Annotated in this window: 20 protein-coding genes; 3 read left to right on the top strand and 17 right to left on the bottom strand. The window is 42.2% G+C overall.

Annotated features, from left to right (window positions below; genetic code table 11):
• Positions 1–8: 8 nt before the first annotated feature.
• Positions 9–713: a CdaR family protein gene (locus GPW69_RS03670; protein WP_024399761.1), complete on the bottom strand. Its 705-nt coding sequence runs from the start codon at positions 711–713 to the stop codon at positions 9–11.
• Positions 703–1,557, bottom strand: coding sequence for a diadenylate cyclase CdaA (cdaA, locus tag GPW69_RS03665; protein WP_024399762.1), 855 nt, complete (start codon positions 1,555–1,557; stop codon positions 703–705). The genes GPW69_RS03670 and cdaA overlap by 11 nt, the downstream gene beginning before the upstream one ends.
• Before the next feature lie 181 nt (positions 1,558–1,738).
• Between cdaA and murT the strand changes: the two genes are divergently transcribed.
• Positions 1,739–3,082 carry a lipid II isoglutaminyl synthase subunit MurT gene (gene murT, locus GPW69_RS03660; protein WP_074391462.1) on the top strand — a complete coding sequence of 448 codons (1,344 nt, stop codon included), beginning with the start codon at positions 1,739–1,741 and terminating at the stop codon, positions 3,080–3,082.
• A complete protein-coding gene (gene gatD, locus GPW69_RS03655; RefSeq protein ID WP_074391463.1) occupies positions 3,082–3,870 on the top strand; it encodes a lipid II isoglutaminyl synthase subunit GatD in 789 nt (262 codons plus the stop codon). Before murT ends, gatD begins: the two co-directional genes overlap by 1 nt.
• Before the next feature lie 140 nt (positions 3,871–4,010).
• Here the strand turns inward: gatD and GPW69_RS03645 are convergent, their stop codons facing one another.
• The 15 genes from GPW69_RS03645 to licT form a co-directional block, all read right to left on the bottom strand.
• Positions 4,011–4,838: a putative RNA methyltransferase gene (locus tag GPW69_RS03645; RefSeq protein ID WP_074391464.1), complete on the bottom strand. Its 828-nt coding sequence runs from the start codon at positions 4,836–4,838 to the stop codon at positions 4,011–4,013.
• 1 nt (position 4,839) lies between these two features.
• Positions 4,840–5,316, bottom strand: a complete 477-nt coding sequence (locus GPW69_RS03640; RefSeq protein WP_074391465.1) for a helix-turn-helix domain-containing protein — start codon at positions 5,314–5,316, stop codon at positions 4,840–4,842.
• Positions 5,317–5,514: 198 nt separating this feature from the next.
• The gene (locus GPW69_RS03635) at positions 5,515–7,413 is read right to left on the bottom strand and encodes an ABC-F family ATP-binding cassette domain-containing protein (RefSeq protein WP_074391466.1); all 1,899 of its coding nucleotides are present in this window, start codon (positions 7,411–7,413) and stop codon (positions 5,515–5,517) included.
• 100 nt (positions 7,414–7,513) lie between these two features.
• Positions 7,514–7,879, bottom strand: coding sequence for a hypothetical protein (locus tag GPW69_RS03630; RefSeq protein ID WP_014638331.1), 366 nt, complete (start codon positions 7,877–7,879; stop codon positions 7,514–7,516).
• Positions 7,880–7,889: 10 nt separating this feature from the next.
• Complete coding sequence (locus tag GPW69_RS03625) at positions 7,890–8,585, bottom strand: M57 family metalloprotease (RefSeq protein ID WP_074391467.1); 696 nt, start codon at positions 8,583–8,585, stop codon at positions 7,890–7,892.
• Positions 8,586–8,650: 65 nt separating this feature from the next.
• Positions 8,651–9,427, bottom strand: a complete 777-nt coding sequence (locus GPW69_RS03620; protein WP_024406881.1) for an alpha/beta hydrolase — start codon at positions 9,425–9,427, stop codon at positions 8,651–8,653.
• Between the two features lie 64 nt (positions 9,428–9,491).
• Complete coding sequence (locus GPW69_RS03615) at positions 9,492–11,153, bottom strand: ribonuclease J (protein ID WP_044678343.1); 1,662 nt, start codon at positions 11,151–11,153, stop codon at positions 9,492–9,494.
• Positions 11,154–11,491: 338 nt separating this feature from the next.
• A complete protein-coding gene (locus tag GPW69_RS03610; protein ID WP_024413333.1) occupies positions 11,492–11,896 on the bottom strand; it encodes a hypothetical protein in 405 nt (134 codons plus the stop codon).
• A 5-nt stretch (positions 11,897–11,901) separates the two neighbouring features.
• Positions 11,902–12,387, bottom strand: coding sequence for a prolyl-tRNA synthetase associated domain-containing protein (locus GPW69_RS03605; RefSeq protein ID WP_074391468.1), 486 nt, complete (start codon positions 12,385–12,387; stop codon positions 11,902–11,904).
• A 182-nt stretch (positions 12,388–12,569) separates the two neighbouring features.
• Entirely contained in the window at positions 12,570–13,328 is a 759-nt protein-coding gene (locus tag GPW69_RS03600) for an ABC transporter ATP-binding protein (protein WP_002935681.1), read from the bottom strand.
• Positions 13,325–14,191: an ABC transporter permease gene (locus GPW69_RS03595; protein ID WP_074391469.1), complete on the bottom strand. Its 867-nt coding sequence runs from the start codon at positions 14,189–14,191 to the stop codon at positions 13,325–13,327. Before GPW69_RS03595 ends, GPW69_RS03600 begins: the two co-directional genes overlap by 4 nt.
• A gap of 22 nt (positions 14,192–14,213) precedes the next feature.
• Entirely contained in the window at positions 14,214–15,215 is a 1,002-nt protein-coding gene (gene trpX, locus GPW69_RS03590) for a tryptophan ABC transporter substrate-binding protein (protein ID WP_074391470.1), read from the bottom strand.
• 685 nt (positions 15,216–15,900) lie between these two features.
• Positions 15,901–17,325, bottom strand: coding sequence for a glycoside hydrolase family 1 protein (locus tag GPW69_RS03585; RefSeq protein WP_044678341.1), 1,425 nt, complete (start codon positions 17,323–17,325; stop codon positions 15,901–15,903).
• A gap of 14 nt (positions 17,326–17,339) precedes the next feature.
• Positions 17,340–19,181, bottom strand: a complete 1,842-nt coding sequence (locus GPW69_RS03580; protein ID WP_074391471.1) for a beta-glucoside-specific PTS transporter subunit IIABC — start codon at positions 19,179–19,181, stop codon at positions 17,340–17,342.
• Between the two features lie 10 nt (positions 19,182–19,191).
• Positions 19,192–20,031 (bottom strand): BglG family transcription antiterminator LicT, encoded by an 840-nt coding sequence (gene licT / locus GPW69_RS03575; protein WP_012775252.1) that lies wholly within the window; start codon positions 20,029–20,031, stop codon positions 19,192–19,194.
• A gap of 305 nt (positions 20,032–20,336) precedes the next feature.
• On the opposite strand from licT, the gene GPW69_RS03570 reads away from it, so the two are divergent.
• Positions 20,337–21,995, top strand: a complete 1,659-nt coding sequence (locus GPW69_RS03570; protein ID WP_074391472.1) for an Rqc2 family fibronectin-binding protein — start codon at positions 20,337–20,339, stop codon at positions 21,993–21,995.
• The last annotated feature ends 9 nt before the right edge of the window (positions 21,996–22,004 follow it).

The raw sequence follows: 22,004 nt of genomic DNA, 5'->3' as shown, positions 1-22,004 counted from the left end.
ATAACCTCTTATTTTGTTTTTGTAAGTATAATTTGCATATTTGCTTCCGTCTGAGACAGTACAACTGGCAAGACATTGCCATCGCTGTCTACAGCCTGTAATTTAGCTGTGCCACTATAATTCTCAGACAGATTGCTCACATCCATCGCAACAGCTTCGACCCGATCAATCTTAGCCATTGTTTCTTCATCCGTTGTCACTTTAACGGTATCTACGTTGACTGAAACCTTAGACAGACTGTAACCTTCTGCCAATTGATTACTATAGACTCGACCTGCTACTGGGAATGCCTTGCTAACTTTTTTACCAATCTTGACGGTAATCGCATCTGGTGCTAGTGTCGCACTCACTCCTGCCGGCAAATTGGTCAATTGTAGCTTGACAGTTTGTGTCCCATCACTCAACTCTCTCAAATCCGCAGTCACTTGAAAAGTCCGAGTTGACTCATCTGATTCTCTCTGTAGGAGAACACGATTAGAGCCCCTTAATTCAACTGCCACCGTCGAAGAAAATCCGGAAATAAAATACTTATTTGTATCATATTCAATCTCAATCGGTACATTGTTAAGTGTGTGAACATAGGTTTCTGACTCCGTATTCTGTGCAGCTGATTCTGAATTTTTATAGTTGGTGGTTGTTGCATAGAAAAAGAGCAACAATGCTAGGAAAATAGATAGGGCTAAGTGACCTACAGCTTTAAACTTATCGTTCATGTTTGCCACCTCCTAATCGCTTCCAGATGGACTTTTTCTCTACATTTTCAGAAATAAAAGTCGCTCGCAACTCTGCTTCAAACTCATCCAAAGTCAAGTCATGTTTGAATATCCCGTTTCGTGCAATAGAAATACTGCCAGTTTCTTCAGAAACAATAAACACAAACGCATCAGATACCTCCGATAAGCCAATGGCTGCACGGTGTCGTGTTCCAAATTCCTTTGAAATTCCTGCGCTCTCTGACAGGGGCAAATAAGCACAAGCAACCGCTACCTTGTCTTCCTTGACAATTACGGCCCCATCGTGTAGCGGTGTATTCGGGATGAAAATATTTATTAATAATTCCTGAGATATATCCGCATTAAGAGGAATCCCCGTTGCTCTATATTCTTGTAATGTTTGGGCTTGTTCTACTGCCACAAGTGCACCAATTTTACGCGGAGACATATAAGCAACAGATTTGAGAAAAGCAACAATTAGCTTTTCTTCTGCACTCACAGTATTTGCCCCAAAAATCTGAGTTGTCCTGCCGAGTTTTTCAAGCATGGCACGCAACTCTGGTGCAAAAATAACTACTGCTGCAATAACTCCATACGTGATTACTTGATTAATCAGCCAAGCAATCGTCTGCAGACCGAATAAACTAGCTATAATCTGGACAATAATGAAGAGAAAAACCCCTCGAATCAATGTCATAATTTTAGTACCTGCAATAGCCTTACTAAAATTATAAATCAAATAAACAACTATACTAATATCAATTAGGTGCAACAGTGCGGTCCAAGGACTGGCTATCAAACTCGACCAATACCCTGTATCCAGTAACTGGTTTAGGTTTAACATATCATTCTCATACTTTCTAACTCATACATAGTAATGTACTCATTATACCATATTTTTTCCCCTTTTCTTTAGAAAATAGTGACCTTCCTGTTAAAAATATTACAGATTTACTGCAGGAATATATCACATTCCAACACACTCCATTCTAGAAAATCAGTGACCTTTATGATAAAATAGTCCCATGAAAATAAATACAGCTTTGGGTATTCTAGCAGGAAAAAGTTCCCAGTTCATTTTGAAAAAACTAGGACGTGGTACTACCCTGCCTGGAAAAATTGCCCTCAAATTCGATAAACATATTTTAGATAGTTTGGCTAAGGATTATGAAGTCATTGTTGTGACAGGTACTAACGGTAAGACCCTGACCACCGCCCTGACAGTTGGTATCCTCCAAGAAGCCTTTGGAGAAATTACGACCAATACCAGCGGCGCCAATATGATTACAGGGATTACAGCCACCTTTTTATCTGCCAAGAAAAATAAAAATGGCAAGAAGATTGCCGTCTTGGAGATTGATGAGGCCAGCCTGGCCCGTGTCACCGACTTTATCAAGCCTAGCCTGATTGTCTTTACCAATATCTTCCGTGACCAAATGGACCGTTACGGCGAGATTTATACCACCTACCAGATGATTTTGGATGGGGCTGCCAAGGCACCTCAGGCGACCATTCTCGCCAACGGTGACAGCCCGCTTTTCAACTCGACCACCGTTATCAATCCAGTAAAATACTACGGTTTTGCGACGGACGAGCATGAGCCACGTCTGGCCCATTACAATACCGAAGGCGTTCTCTGCCCGCATTGCCACCAGATTATCCAGTACAAGCTCAATACCTACGCTAACTTGGGTAGCTATATCTGTAACAACTGTGGCTTTAGCCGACCTGAGCTGGACTACAAGTTAACAGAGTTGAAGGAAATCACCAATACTTCTTCTACCTTTGCTATTGACGGTCAGGATTACAAAATCAACATCGGTGGGCTTTACAATATCTATAATGCCCTAGCAGCTGTCAGCGTAGCAGAATTTTTCGGCGTATCTCCTGAGAAAATCAAGGCAGGTTTTGACAAGTCTAAGGCTGTCTTTGGTCGCCAAGAAACCTTTAAATTGGGCGATAAGGATTGTACTCTGGTCTTGATTAAAAACCCTGTCGGTGCAACCCAAGCCATTGAAATGATGAAACTGGCTCCTTACGATTTTAGCCTGTCCGTCCTTCTCAATGCCAACTACGCTGACGGAATTGATACCAGCTGGATTTGGGACGCCGACTTTGAACAAATCACCCAAATGGACATTCCTCAAGTCTTTGCAGGTGGTGTTCGTTCGTCTGAAATTGCCCGTCGCCTCCGTGTGACTGGCTATCCAGAGGACCAGATTACTGAAACGCCAAAACTGGAAGACATCATGACCTTGATTGAGCAGTCTAGCAGTCAGCATGCCTATATCCTCGCAACCTATACGGCGATGCTGGAATTCCGTGACTTGCTGGCTCAACGCCAAGCCGTTGGAAAGGAGATGAAATAATGGTCTATACATCATTAAAAAGTCCTGAAAAAGACTACACTTACGATCTCCACATCGCTCACCTCTACGGCGATTTGATGAATACCTACGGTGACAATGGCAATATCCTCATGCTCAAGTATGTGGCTGAAAAGCTCGGTGCTCGTGTCCAGGTGGACATCGTTTCACTGACAGATGAATTTGACAAGGATTTCTACGATATCGCCTTTTTCGGCGGTGGACAGGACTATGAACAATCCATTCTAGCTAAGGATTTACCGACTAAAAAAGACAGCCTAGCAGACTTTATCGAAAACGATGGTGTCATGCTGGCTATCTGCGGTGGCTTCCAATTGCTCGGTCAATACTACATCGAAGCTGGCGGCCGCAAGATTGACGGACTGGGTATCATGGGCCACTACACCCTCAACCAAACCAACAACCGCTACATCGGTGACATCAAGATTCACAATGATGAATTCAACGAAACCTACTATGGTTTTGAAAACCACCAAGGCCGTACCTTCTTAGCTGACAACCAAAAATCGCTGGGCAAGGTTGTCTATGGTAATGGCAACAACAAGGAAGACGGTGGCGAAGGCCTGCACTACAAAAACACCTTCGGCAGCTACTTCCACGGACCAATCCTGTCCCGCAATGCCAACCTAGCCTACCGCCTGGTCACAACTGCCCTCCGCAAAAAATACGGACAAGACATCCAACTTGCTAGCTATGCCGATATCCTCAGCAAAGAAGTCGCTGAAGAATACGGCGATGTAAAAAGTAAGGCAGAATTTGATACTCAATGAAAATCAGAATCAGACTAGGCGACGCAGATGCAGATAGAACTGAAGTTCATCAAATCAAGTCAACAACGTCTGACTTTGATTTTCGAAGAGTATGAGAAATAAAGCAAAACCGCTTCTGAAATCAGAGGCGGTTTCATTTTTTATATCGTTCCAACCAAAAGCACTCCCTCAACCGTAATCTCGGTCAACTGGCTCAAATCCAGCTTGGACTGGTCCACTTGGAAAAAAAGGGGCGTCATGTCTGCTAGGACTTGAGCATAGGCGGCTGTAATCGGCAGGGTCCGGCTGACCAGCACTTGCTCCACCTGCCCCACGTAAGACCTGAAATGGTCCACGATATCTTGGTTATCATAAGACTCCTTGCGGAGTTGGTCCTTGGCTAAATGGCGGAGCTCCTTGAGGTGATTGGGGCCTGGGACCAGCTTGAGGATAGCCCCACCAACTTTCAACACTCTGGCAAACTCCTGATAATTGGCTGGGGAAAAGATGTCCAAGATGCCGTCAATGGTCTTGTCTTGAATAGGCAACTTTGTCAAGTCACCGACAAACCATTTGACCGACTTAGTGCTATCTGTCCTTGCTGCTAAGAGAATGGAATCCTTAGAAATATCAAAAGCAAGAATGTCAAAGTCCATTTTCTCGGCTAACTTACGGGAATAAAAGCCCTCCCCGCAACCGATGTCCAAGACAGACCGCAAGCCTAGCTCTGCTATTTTCCCCTCCAAAGCCTCATAGAGATGATCGTAATAGCCCGCCTCTAAAAAGGCCTGGCGGTTTTCAAAGCTAGACTTGTGGTAGTTGGCAGACTGCTTGACCTGAGGTGCCAGATTGACGTAGCCTTGCTTGGCGATGTCGAAGGTGTGACGGTTGGGACAGCGGAGGCTGTTTAGGTCAAGACCAAGAGCCTGCCCACAATGTGGACAGGCGAAAAATTGGTCGCTATTAAGGAAACGTGGGTGTTTGGTCATCTTAGGTATTTTCTTTTCTAAAGCGGTTCAGGGCTAGTCCTGATAGGAGGGTGGCAAGGGCTCCTGTAAAGACCAGCAGGTAGCCGACTGGGAGCAGGTAGAAGTTTTCATGCAAGATGCCGTTGGCATCGACATATTCGACGGAATTGGCCTTGATAAGAAAGCATACAAGGCCTAAAACCATGAGAAAGCTTCCGATAATGGTAATGGTCAGGTGCATCTGGGTACGACGGCCTTCGCGACCGTCTTTGACAAGTTTTTCTGTCATGTTGTTCATGTCAGTTCCTCCTAAGATAAGTTGATCTAGGGAGATTGAAAAGACAGAGGACATGAGAATCAAGAGTTCCAAGTCGGGTAGGTTTTTGTCATTTTCCCAGTTGGAAACAGCCTGCCGTGTCACATTGAGCTTGAGGGCAAACTGCTCCTGGGTCAAACCTTCCTTCTTCCGTAAGTCCTTGATTTGTTGTCCAAAGTTCATTTCGTTCTCCTCACTAGGCCCTGTCTGGCAGGTCCTAACTTTATCTTAGCTTGTCGGTCGATCTTTGCCAAGAAAGGCTTGCTTGCAAATAAGATTTTTGGCCGCAAGAGAATTTTGCGGCAGAGTTTTTTCATTGCAAGACCTGCTTGCAAGCTTGATTTGATAGCGTTTCTGACAGATTGTCAACTTCCTGTCAACCTACCCCATCTGCTCAGATAATGCTTCCCATTCTTCCATGAGGCTTTCTTGTTGGGCTGTCAGTTGGTCGATTTCTTTCTGGTAATCGGTCAGCTGGCCGATGTCGTTGGTTTCTAGCATGGCTTGGTTGAGCTCGCTCAGGCGGTTTTCGATGTTGTCAATTTCTGCCTCGATTTGCTCGATGCGGCGGGCCAATTTGCGTTGCTCTTTTTGGTTTTCCTTTTGGGCTTGGTAGTCCATAGCTCCGGCTGATTGGCTGGTACTTTCTAGCTGGTCAGGCTGGACTTCTACTTCCAGCTCTGCCTTTTTCTCCAGATAATAATCATAGTCGCCCAAGTAGAGCGTGGAGCCCGTTTCCGAGATTTCCAGCACCTTTGTGGCGACGCGGTTGATGAAATAGCGGTCGTGGCTGACAAAGAGCAGGGTGCCGTCAAAGTCGATGAGGGCATTTTCCAAGACCTCCTTGCTGTCGATATCCAAGTGGTTGGTCGGCTCGTCGAGGATGAGGAAGTTGTTGTTTTCCATGGACAGCTTAGCGAGGAGCAGGCGGGCTTTTTCCCCACCAGATAGCATGGAGACAGACTTTTTGACATCGTCACCTGAGAAAAGGAAAGCTCCAAGGCGGTTGCGGATTTCCACTTCAGGCGTGGTCGAAAAGGCTGACCAGAGCTCCTCCAAGACGGTATTGGAAGGCGTCAGGGCCGACTGGGTCTGGTCATAGTAGCCCACTTCCACATTGGCACCGAGCTTGGCTTCCCCTTTGATAAATGGCAGAGCTCCGATGATGGATTTGAGCAGGGTTGTTTTTCCGATTCCATTCGGACCGACAATGGCAATGGCATCCAGCTTTCGTTGGTCAATGGAAATGGGCTGAGAAAGTATTTCTCCATCGTAGCCCACCGCAGCATTTTCCACTGTCAAGACGATATTTCCTGAAGTCTTGTCTGACTGGAAGGTCATGTTGGCAGACTTCTGACCAGTTGTTGGCTTGTCCAGTTGCTCCATCTTTTCCAGTTTTTTCCGTCGAGCCTGAGCACGCTTGGTGGTCGAAGCACGGACGATATTTTTCTGGACAAAGTCTTCTAGTTTGGCAATTTCCTTCTGCTGCTTTTCATAGTTTTGCAATTCCGTTTGCAACTTCTGTTCTTTGAGCTCGACAAACTGAGAATAATTGCCCACATAACGGTCCAAGGAATGCTTGGTCAAATCCAGTGTCAGTGTCGCCACCTTGTCCAAGAAATAGCGGTCATGGCTGACGATAATCAAGGCTCCCTTGTAATGCACTAGGTAGTTTTCCAGCCAGGCAATCGTGTCAATGTCCAGGTGGTTGGTCGGCTCATCCAGCACCAATAACTCTGGGCTTTCAAGAAGCATTTTTGCCAGTGCAAGTCGAGTGTTCTGACCACCTGATAACTCAGAGATTTTCATGTCCCACATAGTCTGGTCAAACTTAAAACCATTCAAAATGGCACGAATGTCCGCCTCATAGCTAAAACCACCTGCCAGACGAAATTCCTCTGACAAACTATCATAAGTTTTCATCAGCTGGTCAAGTTCATTACCAGACAGACTGCCCATTTGTTCTTCCATAGACCGCAGACGTTTCTCCGTCATCCGCAGGTCGTCAAAGACATGGAGCATTTCATCATAGATAGTATTTTCCGACTCAAAACGGCTGTCCTGTGCCAGATAAGAGAGGGACAAATCACGCTTAGTTGAAATGTCACCGCTGGTCGCTGCTTCTTCTCCGACAAGGATTTTGAGCAGAGTAGACTTGCCTGCCCCATTTTTTCCGACAAGGGCAATCCGATCCCGCTCATCCACTTGAATATTGATATTATTAAATAAAACCTCGCCCGCAAAAGAGCGTTCAATCTTGTTTCCACTTAGAATAATCATAAAAATATTGTACCATAATTTAGGGTAACAGTGCGGAATCCTTTTTCTGATTTCAACAAAAAACAGCGACTTTCCCGTCACTGTCCTTCTCAAAAAATATTTAGACCAAACCGCTAAGCAATTCCCTATTCTGCCAAAGCAGATAAAGACCACCGCCGATAATAATCAGCATGATGACAAACTTAATCAAGCCCTTGACAAAGCGGATGACCAGCATCAAAATCATCGAAACAATCAGCCATCCCCAAGCGGAAGAATTGAGTAAGGTTTGCATACTCTCTAGACTTGCACCTGTCCAGGCCTTGATTGGTTCGGGGATTTTATCAAACCAGTTGCTATCTATACCGATTTGTTCCATGATCGAATGACTGGTAGACTGCATCCATGCAAAAATCCCAGCATTATAGAGAAAGAGCAGAGCTTGCTCAGGATAACGTTTTATTGTGTTTGTAATTGTTCGAAGCATATTTTCCCTTCTATTCTGAATACAAGGCAAGGACCGCATCAATATCTGCCTGCTGAATACCATGATTAGAACCTGCCGATTCCATAACGGAGGTCTGACTATCTTCATGATCTAGGCCAATAGCATGGCCCAACTCATGCTCAGCTGTATGGATAATTCTATCCATATCATAACCATATCGGTCGTTTGATAAATAAAAACTATTCAGACGCACCGTTACAGAGCTATAATAATTGGTTAATAAGTTAGTCGTTGAATTGGCCTCGCCTGCTGCCTGGGTATTTCCATCATTCATTTCTGTTGCAATAATATCGGCCTGACTTGGGTCACTTGTCATCACAAAAGTGAAGGTCCCTGTCGCATTCCAATTGGCAATAGCTGTTTCATAGGCAGCTACAAATGTTGGATTCTGGGTTTCAATGTAAACAGTCGCAGTATTGCTTTCCCATCGACCATGATCAGCTGTATTGACCGTATCCGTCGTCAGGTGCTTAATGGTATTAACACCTTCTTCAATCGTCACTTCAGACTGCCCTTTGACCATCAATTGCACTTCTTGAGCTAGAGTTTGTAACATCTGAGGCGCTGCTTCCTGTTGAAAATAGAATAACAGACCTAGACCACAAGCTAATAACACCAGTGATAACCAAATCAGACCACAAAATGTCCGCCAAATCCACCGTAGAATATTTCCAATAAGTTTCATAGACTATACCTCTTTCTAGAAATAGGTTTTAGTATAGCCATAATTTCTGAAACTTTTCTTAAACACTAGGACAGTCTTTCTTCCAATTTGAAATCAATTGGCAACCAAGCCAATACTTTCTCAATCTGCTGATTCCAGTAGTACCACTCATGTTTACCAGGACCGAAACTCGCTTCGATATCAAAGCCTAGCTCTTTCAGCTCTCCAACTGCCTTTTGATGTCCTTCAAAAAGAAAATCTTCCTCACCACACCAGGCATAAAATTTGGTCTTTTTATCGGATTGTTTAGCAATTTCTAACAAATTATTTGGATTCTGTTTATCAGAAATGTCACCAAATACTCCTCGCCAATACGAAAGACTTCCCAATTCTGCTGCCGCTGGATTATCAAAATCAAAATACAATGCGCCTGAAAGCGAAGCTGCGTGTGAAAAACGATTGGTCATCATGGCAATCTTGAAGGTCCCATAACCACCCATAGACAAACCAGCGATAAAATTCTTCTCCCGCTTGTCAGACATATTTGGGAAAAATCGTTTGAGAATTTGAGGCAACTCTACTGCAATAGCATCATAATAATTCATGCCATAGGTGGTATTGGTATACCAGCCTTTATCTGTATTGACCATAACCACGATAAGATTGGTATAACGAACCAACCGTTCCACTGTAGAACGATTCAGCCAGGAATCCTGATTTCCTCCCATACCGTGCAAAAGATATAGGACAGGAATGTCGTTGTCATCAGGATTTTCCACACGATTTCGATCTGGATATAAAACCGTAACCTGTCTAGACATATCTAGAGCTTCTGAGTGGTATTCAATTTTCATTATTGCCATAAATCTTCTCCTTATGGTAAAGAGCCTGAGTTTCCCTCGGCTCTTCTTATGTATATAAATCAGCTTACTTGACTTCCATAATTACCGGTAAAATAGCTGGGCGACGTTTGGTTTGGTCAAAGAGGAATTTTGCTAAATCATCGCGAACAGCACTCTTAAGCTCTGTCCAGTCAAAGCTATCCTTTGTAAAGTAATTTTCCACCGTTGTATTCACCAATTCTGATGCCTCACGCAAGATGTCCTTGCTCTTTTTCACGTAGACAAAACCACGAGTATTGACCTTGGCTTTAGAAATGATTTTTTTCTCACGGCGGTTGACAGTGATGGCCACGATAAAGATACCGTCTTCTGAGAGGATCTTACGGTCACGAAGGACGATATTTCCAACATCGCCCATGGCATTTCCGTCAATCATGACATCACCAGCAGGAACCGCTCCGCTATGGACAAAATCCCCCTCTTCAAAAGCCATGACATCCCCACGCTTAACGATAATAATGTTTTCTGGATACATACCGATTTCAAGCGCAGCCTTAGCGTGAGCATCCAATTGACGATACTCCCCTTGAACTGGGAAAAGATATTTAGGCTTCATGATGTTGAGCATGAGCTGCAAATCACGCGCATTCCCATGCCCAGAGACGCGAAGATTCTTTGTGATAGATTTTACGGTACCACCAGCCTTGTAAATCAAATTCTCCACGCGAGCAACAACCGCTTCTTTTGAAATACTTGGAGTGGTAACAATATAAACTAGATCACCTTCTTTGATTTCAACATAGCGATGTCTACCGATAGACATTTTACGCAATCCATTTAACGGCTCGCCCATACGACCAGTTTCTAAAATAATCAATTCATGGTCTTCATACTTGTTCATATCCTTTGGTTTTACCAACAAGCGTTCGCTGACCAAACGAAGTTTTTTCAATTGAATCGCTGTTCGGACAATGTTTTCCACATCATGTCCTGTCAACACGACACGACGACCAGTTGCTTCTGCCGCGTCAAAAATCTGTTGAATACGTACAATATTGCTGGCAACTGCTGCCACAATAACACGCCCATCACAGTCAGCAATCGTATTGAGAATTTCCTCCCCAGCCTCATGCATGCTCGCTACTTGAACATTGCTATCTGCGTTAGCTGAGTCTGACAAGAGGGCCAACACACCTTCGTTACCGATTTCAGCCAATCGCCCAAAATCCGTACGATAAAACTTATCTGCCGCCTGGTCAAACTTAAAGTCACCTGTGTAGACAATATTTCCTTCATCCGTCTTAACGACAATTCCTAAACTCTCTGGAATAGAGTGAGTCGTCTGAAAGAAAGATACCACTGAATCCCCGAAATCAATTTCAGTTTCAGCATTGATAACATGGAAATCATTAAATTTCTTAGTAGCATTATTCCCCTTGACAAGTAGCTTAGCCAATTCGATAGTCAAGTGCGAACCAAATACTGGCACTTTCACTTTCTCCAAGAGATAAGGAAGCGCTCCGATAGCATCTGCATGCCCGTGAGATAAAAAGACCCCTGCTACACGATGCTTATTTTCTTCCAAATAATCGAAATTTGGGACGACTACATCCACACCTAACTGTTCATTCTCAGGATACTTTGCCCCTGCATCCAAAACAAAAATATGTTCATTCACTTCGGCAATGTACAGGTTTTTTCCATTTTCCCGCACACCCCCAAGAGCCATAATTTTAATTGTACTCATCTTTACTCCTTTTGGACATCCCACAGGTGTCCATTTTATTTTTCTTACCAACGGTCCTTGGGATGCCCAAGTCGAATTACAGTCTGCTATTTATCGTCATTTAGTTTTTCTTTTATTACTTCGACGTACGAGGAAACTTCGTTTCCCTATTTCCAACTTCAAACACTCCACAGGAGTATTTGAACTCGCCTTGCCTAACTCCAGTTATGCTTGCGGCTCGTTGCCTAGTACTAAAAGTAAACTAAAAGACTATATTTTAGCTATCGCTTCTATTATACATTTTTTCAAGAAAATTTACAAAAAACTCCGCTGAAAATCAACGAAGTTCTACATATACATTAGTAACCATGTCCCTTATGTTCCCACTTACCACCAACATTCCGCACTAAAATCCATTTCCAATCCGTATGGGTACTATTAGGCTCTAAAGTGGGCTCTGCCCCCTCAGCTGCTACCTTAAAAGACGAAGTTAGGATAATAGCTTCCTCTGCACCATAGTGCTCCGCCCACTCATCAAATTCCTTTTCATTATCACCACTGTAACCGATAGTCAGCAATTTACAACTGTTAAAATGGTGATCAAAGTAATCTTGAACCACAAGAATAGCCGCCTCAATCTCTTTTTCCGTATACAATTCTGATTGTTCCATCGGTTCAATCTCTGCCTGATAAGCTGCGCCTGTCCGACATCCTATCAAAAAAAGACAACACAACAGACTACAAATAGCTAAACATTTTCTCATCTTTGTTACCCCAAGTCAACAATCGTTGCTGAAAAGCCAATCTCTTCGACAAAACGTAAAATATCCTCTGTCTTTACAAAAATTGTTTTCGTATTAACATTGGGGTGGAAGGTTAGAATGGGTTCAGAAAGGATTTCTTTATCAAAAAAGACTTGAATATCCTTATCAACATTATGTAACAAGCCAAAAACAGATACCACTCCCGCAGGCAAGTGCATTTTTTCCATCAAGCTATCACTCGAGGCCATCCGGATGCGGTTGACTCCCACCAAATCACGAAACTGGTCCATATCCAGCTGCTTCTGGTCATCCATGATCAGTAAATAAAATGCAGTCTTTTTCTTATTAGTCAGAAACATGGACTTGGTCCGTACTCCTTCTAACCCTTCAATGTAACGGTCTGCTTCCTCAGTTGTCAGAGCTGGTGGATGCTCTACAATGGTGTAGTCCATTCCTAAGTCAGCTAAGCTTTCAAAAACCAATTTATCCATGACAGCACCTCTTGATATATTTAGTATATTATACTGCTTTTTAACTAAAAATTCAAAGGATAATAAAAGCCTGGATTACTCCAGACTTTAGACCTGTATTCACAAGTGATGTGTTTGATATAAGATTCAGTTTTAGCCAAAACCAAACTTGGTTGGAAGTTGCGAACTATCCACACAGGTTCTTAATCAAACAACTTATAATAATCTTCCAGTTTCATCTTGGATTTTTCTTCAGCCGTTTGGTCCTGAATAATCTGACCATTTTTCATGACAATCAAGCGATTACCGTGACGCAGAGCATCTTCCATCTGGTGAGTGACCATGAGGGCCGTCATTCCCTTAGTCTCAATCAATTCATCCGTCAGTTGCATCAAGGATTGGCTGGTTTTAGGGTCAAGGGCTGCAGTATGCTCATCCAAGAGTAAAAGTTCAGGCTGTTTCAAACTCGCCATCAACAAACTCAATGCCTGGCGTTGACCACCTGATAAGAGCCCTGCTGGCGTGTCCAAATGTTTTTCCAAACCATTTCCCACTCTCGGCAAAAGCTGGGCAAATTCTTCCGTCTGTTGGGCCAATCTGCGTGGCACTAAGCCCCGTCCCTCGCCACGGTACTTAGCTATCAGTAGATTTTCTGCCACCGTCATCCGTGGCGCTGTACCCATTTTAGGATCTTGGAAAACACGTGCCAGATACTTAGCACGTTTTTCCGCAGGCCAATTGGTCACGTCCTCACCGAGAATATGGACAGAACCACTAGTCAAGGGTAGGGTTCCAGCAATGACATTAAAGAGGGTTGACTTCCCAGCCCCATTTCCACCTAAAATAGTAATAAAATCCCCTTGGTAGATGGTCAGATTGACATTGTCCAAAATCACACGTTCTTCATCAAAACCGTTTGTCACCACCTTAGTGGCATTTTTTAATTCAACAATTGCTTTCATCGTGACAGACTGGCTCCTTTCAAGATTTTATTTTTCAACTCAGGAACCATGAGGCAAGTTGCCAGAATCATGGCCGAGAAGATACGGAGGTAGCTGGTATTGATACCGAGGGAAATGACCACCAAAATTAAGAACTGATAGAAAATCGCTCCGACAACAATGGCCAAGAATCGTTCTAACATAGTAAGGTTACCATAAATTACCTCACCGATAATCAGACTAGCCATACCGACCACAATGACACCAATACCACGCGACACATCCGCATAGCCTTCTTGTTGTGCAATCAAGGCACCTGCAAGAGCGATGATTCCATTTGAAAGAACAAGGCCTAGCAACTCCATTCGACTTGTATTGATACCAAAACTGCGAGCCATATCTGGATTATCCCCGGTTGCAATAAAGGCCTGTCCAAGGCGAGTATAGAGGAAGAACATCAAGGCACCAATCACCACCGCTAGGCTACCTAGACCTAGCAAGAGACCATTAATTTGCTCAGAAAAAGGAAGGAAATCTTGTAAACGTTTGGTATTCAGTAAGCCTAGATTTGCCCTACCCATGATAAATAGAATGACAGAGTGACAGGAAGACATGACCAAGATACCAGCTAGGAGAGTGGGGATTTTCCCCTTGGTATAAAGCAAGCCTGTGACAAAGCCCGCCAAACAGCCAACAAGAACTGCTGCTAGAGTAGCCAAGATAGGATGGACTCCTTGCGTCAATAAGGTAACAGCAACCGCTCCTCCAAGCGGGAAAGAGCCCTCTGTCGTCATATCAGGAAAATTCAGAATCCGAAAGGTAACGAATATTCCCAAACCTAGTACAGCCCATAAAAGAGCCTGTGAAACTGTTGATACAATCATATTTTTCCTTTTCTCTTATCTCTTATTCGATAACCTTGCTTGCTTTACTAATCACATCATCTGACAAGATAATTCCTAATTCTTTAGTAACTTTTTGGTTGACAACAACGGTACCCTCGTTAAAGATTTGTACAGGTGTATCCGCTGGATTGGCACCATCAAGAATTTTCGCAGCCATCTTACCAGTTGCCACACCCAAGTCATATTGGCTAAGGGTAACAGATGCGATACCTCCGCCTTCTACCATATCTTCTACGCTGGTGAAAATCGGAGTTTTGGTTTTATTTGCCACAGATACGACAGTTGAAAATGCTGAGGCAACTGTATTGTCTACTGGTGTAAAGAGAACATCTGCTTTACTACTTGCGATCTCTACTGTCGCTGCAATTTCATTACTAGAAGCAACTGCATATTCAAGAACAGTATAGCCAGCCTCTTCTGCTGCTGCCTTAAATTCCGCTACTTGAATTTTTGAATTGTCTTCGTTTGAAGAATAGAGGACACCGATAGTTTTAGCGTCTGGTGTAATTTCTTTAATGAGAGAAACTGCGTCTGCTACTGGTGTTTGGTCAGATACCCCTGTGATATTTCCACCAGGATTTTTCAAGTCAGTTACCAGGTTGGCTCCGACTGGATCTGTTACAGCCCCCATGATGATAGGTAATTCTGTCGTAGCGTTTGCTAATCCCTGTGCAGCAGGTGTTGCGATACCAATCAATAATTCATTGCCATTGTCCACCAATTTTTTACTCATGGTTTGAACTTGGGATTGATCACCCTCAGCATTCATAAAATCAATTTCTAAATTATCCGTTGTGGTATAACCACCTTCTTTAAGGCCTGCCTTGATTCCCTTATAAATCTCATCTAATGAATCATGTGTCACAAATTGGAGGACCCCAATTTTGACTTTCTCCGTTGATGTAGATGAATTGCTCTGCTCTTTCTGTGTCATAAACAAAGCAGCAACTACCATAATAGTAAGGGCAATAATTGTAGCAAGTAAATTTTTATTTTTCAACATATTCATTCTCCTTTTAAAAATGCACAATATCCAATTTCTACGTCTTCAATACTCTATTCCACCATCGCCATCGTTTCATCATGATTACCTCATTTTGTTAATAATTGTCAAAGTAGATTGCTTTTAGATAAGGAACGGAGGCGCAGACATAACTCAAGTTAGGCAAGCCGAACGTGACGCAATATAAAAGCACTCTACGAAGACAAGTAAAAAGCCCCCGCATACTGATAAACAGTATGCGAGGGCGTCAATGACACGGTGCCACCTCACTTATGGAAATTGTCTAGAATCCTCCCATATCTCATCTCCTCTAACAAGGAGTTGCACTGTAAGGTGTGCGGACCGAACTATCATTGTTTTAAGTTCATTTGCGTGACTGTTTTGGCTGATTACTGAAAGTATGCTATGCCAAACAATCCATGTGAATTTAGGGTATTTTAGGACTAGGCAGTCGGGCGAAGGCAGTACTGGTGGTACGGCAAGCACGACTAACGACGTCATAAAATAGACATAAATGCACATCAGCCCATTTCATAAAACTCCGCCACCCGTTCTCAGTACCACAGGCTCCCTGAAGACTTCTGCTTTACTACTTCTTCTGATTACAGACGATTATACGGTATCCAACAATCTTTGTCAATACTTTTGATTAAATTTTCTGAAAACTTTTTAATACCTTAAGAGTCTATTTTGAGCTATTGCCCAGGATACTGCCATTGGATTGAATAACTTCTTTATACCAGTAAAATGATTTCTTTCTATATCTAGTTAGACTGCCGCTTCCATCATCATTTCTATCAACATAAATTAGTCCATATCTTTTAGATAATTGTGCGGTAGACATAGATACACAATCAATACAGCCCCAAGAAGTATAACCCATGACTTCTACGCCATCCTGTATCGCCTCAGCAACTTGTAAAAGGTGTTCTTGCATGTATTGAATTCGATAATCGTCATGAACAGTCAAACCACCAGCCTCATCCTTGACTAGCTGATCTTTAGCTCCCAAACCATTTTCAACAATGAATAAAGGAATCTGGTATCGATCATAATAACGATTTAGTGTCAATCTTAAACCAATTGGATCAATCTGCCAACCCCAATCAGAAGCTTCTAAATAAGGATTGACCAAACCACCCAAGATATTTCCTTTTCCAGATGAATATTTTGATGGATCTGCTGCCTGAGTAATACTCATATAATAACTGAAGGAGAGAAAATCAACCGTATTATTTTTTAATAACTCTTCATCACCTTCCACGAAAGTAATCTTTATGCCATTTTCTTTAAAGTATCTTTTGGCATAATTAGGATAATATCCTCTAACATGTATATCCGAAAATAAATAGTTCAAATTTTCATAGGCATGAGCCGCCCAAACATCTTCAGGATTGGGTGTCATTGGATAGGTCGGCATAGCTAAGACCATACAGCCAACCTTACAGTCAGGAATAATTTCATGAGCAATTTTGGTAACAAGACTAGAAGCTACAAGTTCATGGTGAATGGCCTGATATAAATCTTGTTTTGAAAGTTCTTCATTCGACAAGTCAATTCCACCACTCGTAAAAGGAAGTTCTAAGACAGAATTGACCTCGTTAAATGTCAACCAGTACTTAACCTTATCTTTGTATCGCTCAAAAACTGTACGAGCAAATTTTTCAAAAAATTGAATCATTTTTCTATCCACCCAGCCATGATATTTCCTTGCCAGATACAGGGGAGTTTCATAGTGAGAAAGAGTTACAAGAGGCTCTATACCATTTTTTAGAAGTTCATCAAAAAGTTCATCATAAAACTGTAGCCCTTCTTCATTTGGAAATTCTTCATCTCCATTCGGAAATATTCTACTCCAAGCAATTGATGTTCTAAATACCTTAAATCCCAACTCTGAAAACAGGGCTATATCTTCCTTGTATCGATGGTAAAAATCAATAGCTTGTAATTTCAAATTATCTTCCGTTGGTTCTTGGGTAGCTTCACCCAGTCCACCATTGGGGAGAACATCTTGAACGGATAATCCTTTTCCTCCCTCATTATATGCACCTTCTACTTGGTTTGCAGCTACTGCTCCTCCCCATAAGAAATTGTCTGGAAAAATTGACATATACCCTCCTCGAATTATAAGACTGCTAATAAATCATCAGCATAGTTGACTTCCTCTTTTGTCGAAAGCAAGAGAACATCCAGATATTCCTGTGTATTTGTAACAACTACAGGAGTCACTATATCGTACCCTTCTGCGACAAGCATTTCTACATCCACTTCCAGCATCAGTTGACCCTTTTCAACTTTTTCCCCATCTGAAACATGGTTTACAAAACCTCTTCCTTTTAGCTCGACAGTTTCTAATCCAAAGTGGATAAGCAACTCTACCCCTTCATCACTTGTTAAACCGATTGCATGTTTTGTTGGAAAAAGACTGGTAACAGCCCCGTCAAATGGAGCATAGACTTTTCCATCCTTAGGGATAATTGCAACTCCTTCTCCAAGCATTTTTTTTGAAAACGTTGCATCATTTACTTTTTCTAAAGGGAGAATTTGACCTGAAAGAGGAGAGAAGACATTTTTTCTACTTGAAATGCCAGGTGCTACTTTTTCTAAATTAACTGTTGACGTTTCTTCATCGATACCTAGGAAATAGGCCAAAATAAATGTGACAATAATTGAAATTGCCGCAGCAATCATAGCGTTAGTAATGTTTGAAGCTGCTTCAGAGTAAATAAATTGTGGCAAAGCAATGAGAGAAGGTACTGCAAAAAGGTATGCTTTTACACCTGTCAAACCAACAAATAATCCTGCTAGACCACCACCAATCATTGCTGCATACAATGGTTTTTTATACTTTAGAGTAACACCATATAAAGCAGGCTCAGTGACACCAGCAAATAAAGCTGAAAATCCAGCTGCAAAGGCTATTTGTTTCGTGTTACTATTTTTACTCTTAAATGCAACTGCCATAGAAGCGGCACCTTGTGCCAAGTTAGAACCTAACATCGCTGGTAGAATCAATACATCAGGTGTCGCGATTGAAGCTGCCAAGAAAATCGGTGCAAAAGCCCAGTGCATACCGGTCATAACGATAAATGGCATGATTGCTCCAAGAACTGCTAAAGTTAACCAACCAGCTACACCATGCATTTGTTCAACCAATTGCGATAATCCTTCACCAACAATAACGCCGAGAGGTCCAACAAGAACTAAAGCTATGAAACCTGAAACAAGCAGGACCAAGGTTGGCTGTAAGAAACTTTTCGTTACAGCTGGAGTGACCTTGTTAAAAACAGCTTCAATATACTTCATTAGCCAAACCATAATAAGAATTGGAATAACTGATGAACCATAGCTAGCAGGTGTAACAGGGGCACCTAAAAAATGAAGTGGATCACCTGTAGATACCATTTGAACAAAATTAGGATGTAGCAAAATACCAGCAACCGACATAGCTAAAGCAGGTGTAACTTTGAGTTTTTGTGAAGCTGAGTAGGCCAAAAAAATCGGCATAAAGTAATATGGTGCATCTCCAAAAAAGGCTAAAAATGAAATAGATTGGGAATCAGCTTTTAAAAGCCCCAACATCGGCAAGACAATGACTAGAACTTTTATCATACCTCCACCAAGCATAGCTGGAATAAGAGGTGTCATAGAGCCAGCGATATACTCGATGACTTGTTCTAAGACATTTGCTTTTTTAACCTGTTGAACTGAATCAGAATCAAATTTTCCTAATGCAGTAAATTCTTTATAGTAATTAGCTACATCATTACCTAAGATAATTTGATACTGTCCATTTTTCTTCATAATACCGAGTACTCCAGAAATGGATTTAACACGTTCATCGGACACGATATTCTCATCTTTCAATTCCAGTCGCAATCTAGTAACGCAATGGGTTGCACGAAGAACATTCTTTTCTCCTCCGACTGCCTCTAGGATTGCCAATGCAGTATTCTTGTACTTCATAATAGACTCCTTATGATAAATTTTTTGTTAAACGCCGAATGTGAGCAATTAAATAGACTAATTCACTTGGACTCAGTAGATAATCATATTCTAACCGAATAAAGTCCGCTACTCGAGTTCCACATTGGTACTCTCTTGGATACTTCTTTTTCATTAACTCTAAAAGATCCACATCATCTTCATCGTGGTATTCATTCCCCTCTACCAAACGATGAGCAAACAATTTAACATGTGTGATGAATCGGTAGTAATCAATAGAGTCTTGATTGAATTCTGTAGAATAATAGTCTTGAATAATTTGTTCAATCTTCATGATAATTCCAGTAATACGATAAGATTCTTGAAAAATATTTTCCAAATTCGCATTGACAAAATGCAAAGCGATGAAGGCTGCTTCATCAACTGGGAGTTCGACATGTAAATCTTTTTTTATGATGGATAATGCTTTTTTCCCCAGTTCAAACTCCTCTTTATAATATTTGGCAATTTCCCATCTAAGAGGGTTCGTAACGACTACTCCTTCCTTATGTCTTTCTATACTAGAATTGATATGATCTGTCAAATTGATGTAAATAATCTCATCAAAATGATTTCCAAGTGTTATCTTTCCTAAATTTATTATTTTCTCACAAACATAAACCAACTCAATAGGAACATCGATAAATAGTTCCGTAAAGCGATTCATATTATCGCTATTCTTGAGCAAAAAACTTTTTTCTATCGAAGAAGGTGGGATCGCATCTCCGACCTTCTTTCCAAATGCAATTCCTTTACCAAACAACAAGATATCAACGTTCTTATTATTTTGTGCTATGACTGCATTATGATTTAATACACGCTTTATGATCATAAATTTTCCTTTAAACTTAAAATAAAAGAACCTACTTAAAAGAAATCGACATATATCGTATCGATTCATTTAAATAGGTTCCTGCTCGCCTTAAAGCGATAACATCCTTTTATTTCAATTATTAGTTGGTACTTCTAGCTTAAAAAATTTAATAACTCTGTAACCATTTTCAATTTTAATATAAATTAAAGAATTTGTCAATAATTTATAAAAATATAAGAATACTTCTTTTAGTCCCCTTCGTTAAAAAGTCACTGATTTATGATATACTAGACTGAGTTATAGCTATTAGAAAGAGGAAAACCATGTCTTTTGACGGATTTTTTTTACATCACATGACGGCTGAGTTAAGGGCCAATTTAGAAGGTGGGCGGATTCAGAAAATCAACCAACCCTTTGAACAGGAGATTGTCCTCAACATCCGCAGCAACCGTCAGAGCCATAAGTTGCTCCTGTCCGCCCATTCGGTTTTCGGGCGGGTTCAGCTGACCCAGTCGGACTTTACCAATCCAAAAGTGCCCAATACCTTTACCATGATTTTACGAAAATACTTACAGGGTGCCATTATCGAGGAGATTCGTCAGTTGGACAATGACCGCATCTTAGAATTTTCGGTGTCCAACAAGGACGAGATTGGCGACCATATCCAAGCTACCTTGATTGTGGAAATCATGGGCAAGCACAGCAATATCATCTTGGTAGATAAGTCTGAACAGAAGATTATTGAGGCTATCAAGCACGTTGGTTTCTCGCAAAACTCCTACCGAACTATCTTGCCAGGCTCCACCTATATTCGTCCACCGGAGACACATTCTCTCAATCCTTATACGGTGTCTGATGAGAAATTGTTTGAAATCTTATCGACTCAGGAACTGAGTCCAAAAAATCTCCAACAGGTCTTTCAAGGTTTGGGGCGGGATACAGCTTCTGAACTGGCCAGTCACTTACAGACGGACCGCCTCAAGAACTTCCGTGCCTTTTTTGACCAGGCTACACAGCCTAGCCTAACGGACAAATCCTATGCTGCTCTGCCATTTGCCAATAGCCCTGAAAACCAGCCACACTTTGAGAGCCTGAGCAGTCTGTTGGACTTCTACTATCAGGACAAAGCAGAGCGGGATCGGGTGGCCCAACAGGCCAATGAGTTGATCAAGCGGGTGGCCAGTGAGTTAGAGAAGAATCGCAAGAAGCTGGTCAAGCAGGAGCAGGAATTGGCGGATACTGAGACGGCGGAGTTGGTGCGGCAAAAGGGTGAGCTCCTGACCACCTATCTGCATCAGGTACCCAACGACCAGCCGAGCGTGCGGTTAGACAACTACTATACGGGCCAGGAACTGGAAATTGAGTTGGATGTGGCTTTGACTCCTAGCCAAAATGCCCAGCGTTATTTCAAGAAGTACCAGAAACTCAAGGAGGCGGTCAAACACCTAACCAACTTGATTGAGGAGACCAAGGCAACCATTGTCTATCTGGAGTCCGTTGACACCATGCTGGGACAGGCTAGTCTGGCAGAAATCGATGAAATCCGTGAGGAATTGATTGAAACAGGCTACCTCAAACGTCGCCACCGTGAGAAAATCCATAAGCGTCAGAAACCTGAGCGATACTTGGCGACGGACGGGAAGACTATTATTCTGGTCGGGAAAAATAACCTGCAAAATGATGAGTTGACCTTCAAAATGGCCAAGAAAGGTGAACTCTGGTTCCATGCCAAAGACATTCCAGGCAGTCATGTGGTTATCACAGACAACTTGGACCCAAGCGACGAGGTCAAGACCGATGCGGCGGAGTTAGCCGCCTATTTCTCTAAGGCCAGACATTCCAATCTGGTCCAAGTCGATATGATTGAAGCCAAAAAACTCCATAAGCCAACAGGTGGCAAACCAGGCTTTGTGACCTACCGAGGTCAGAAAACCCTCCGTGTCACCCCAACTGAAGATAAAATAAAATCCATGAAAATCTAGTTCATGGAT

The sequence above is a fragment of the Streptococcus suis genome (assembly GCF_902702775.1).
Classification (GTDB): Bacteria; Bacillota; Bacilli; order Lactobacillales; family Streptococcaceae; genus Streptococcus; species Streptococcus hashimotonensis.
The sequence above is the reverse complement of the archived record's forward strand: the minus strand, read 5'-3'. Positions and strand labels throughout refer to the sequence as shown.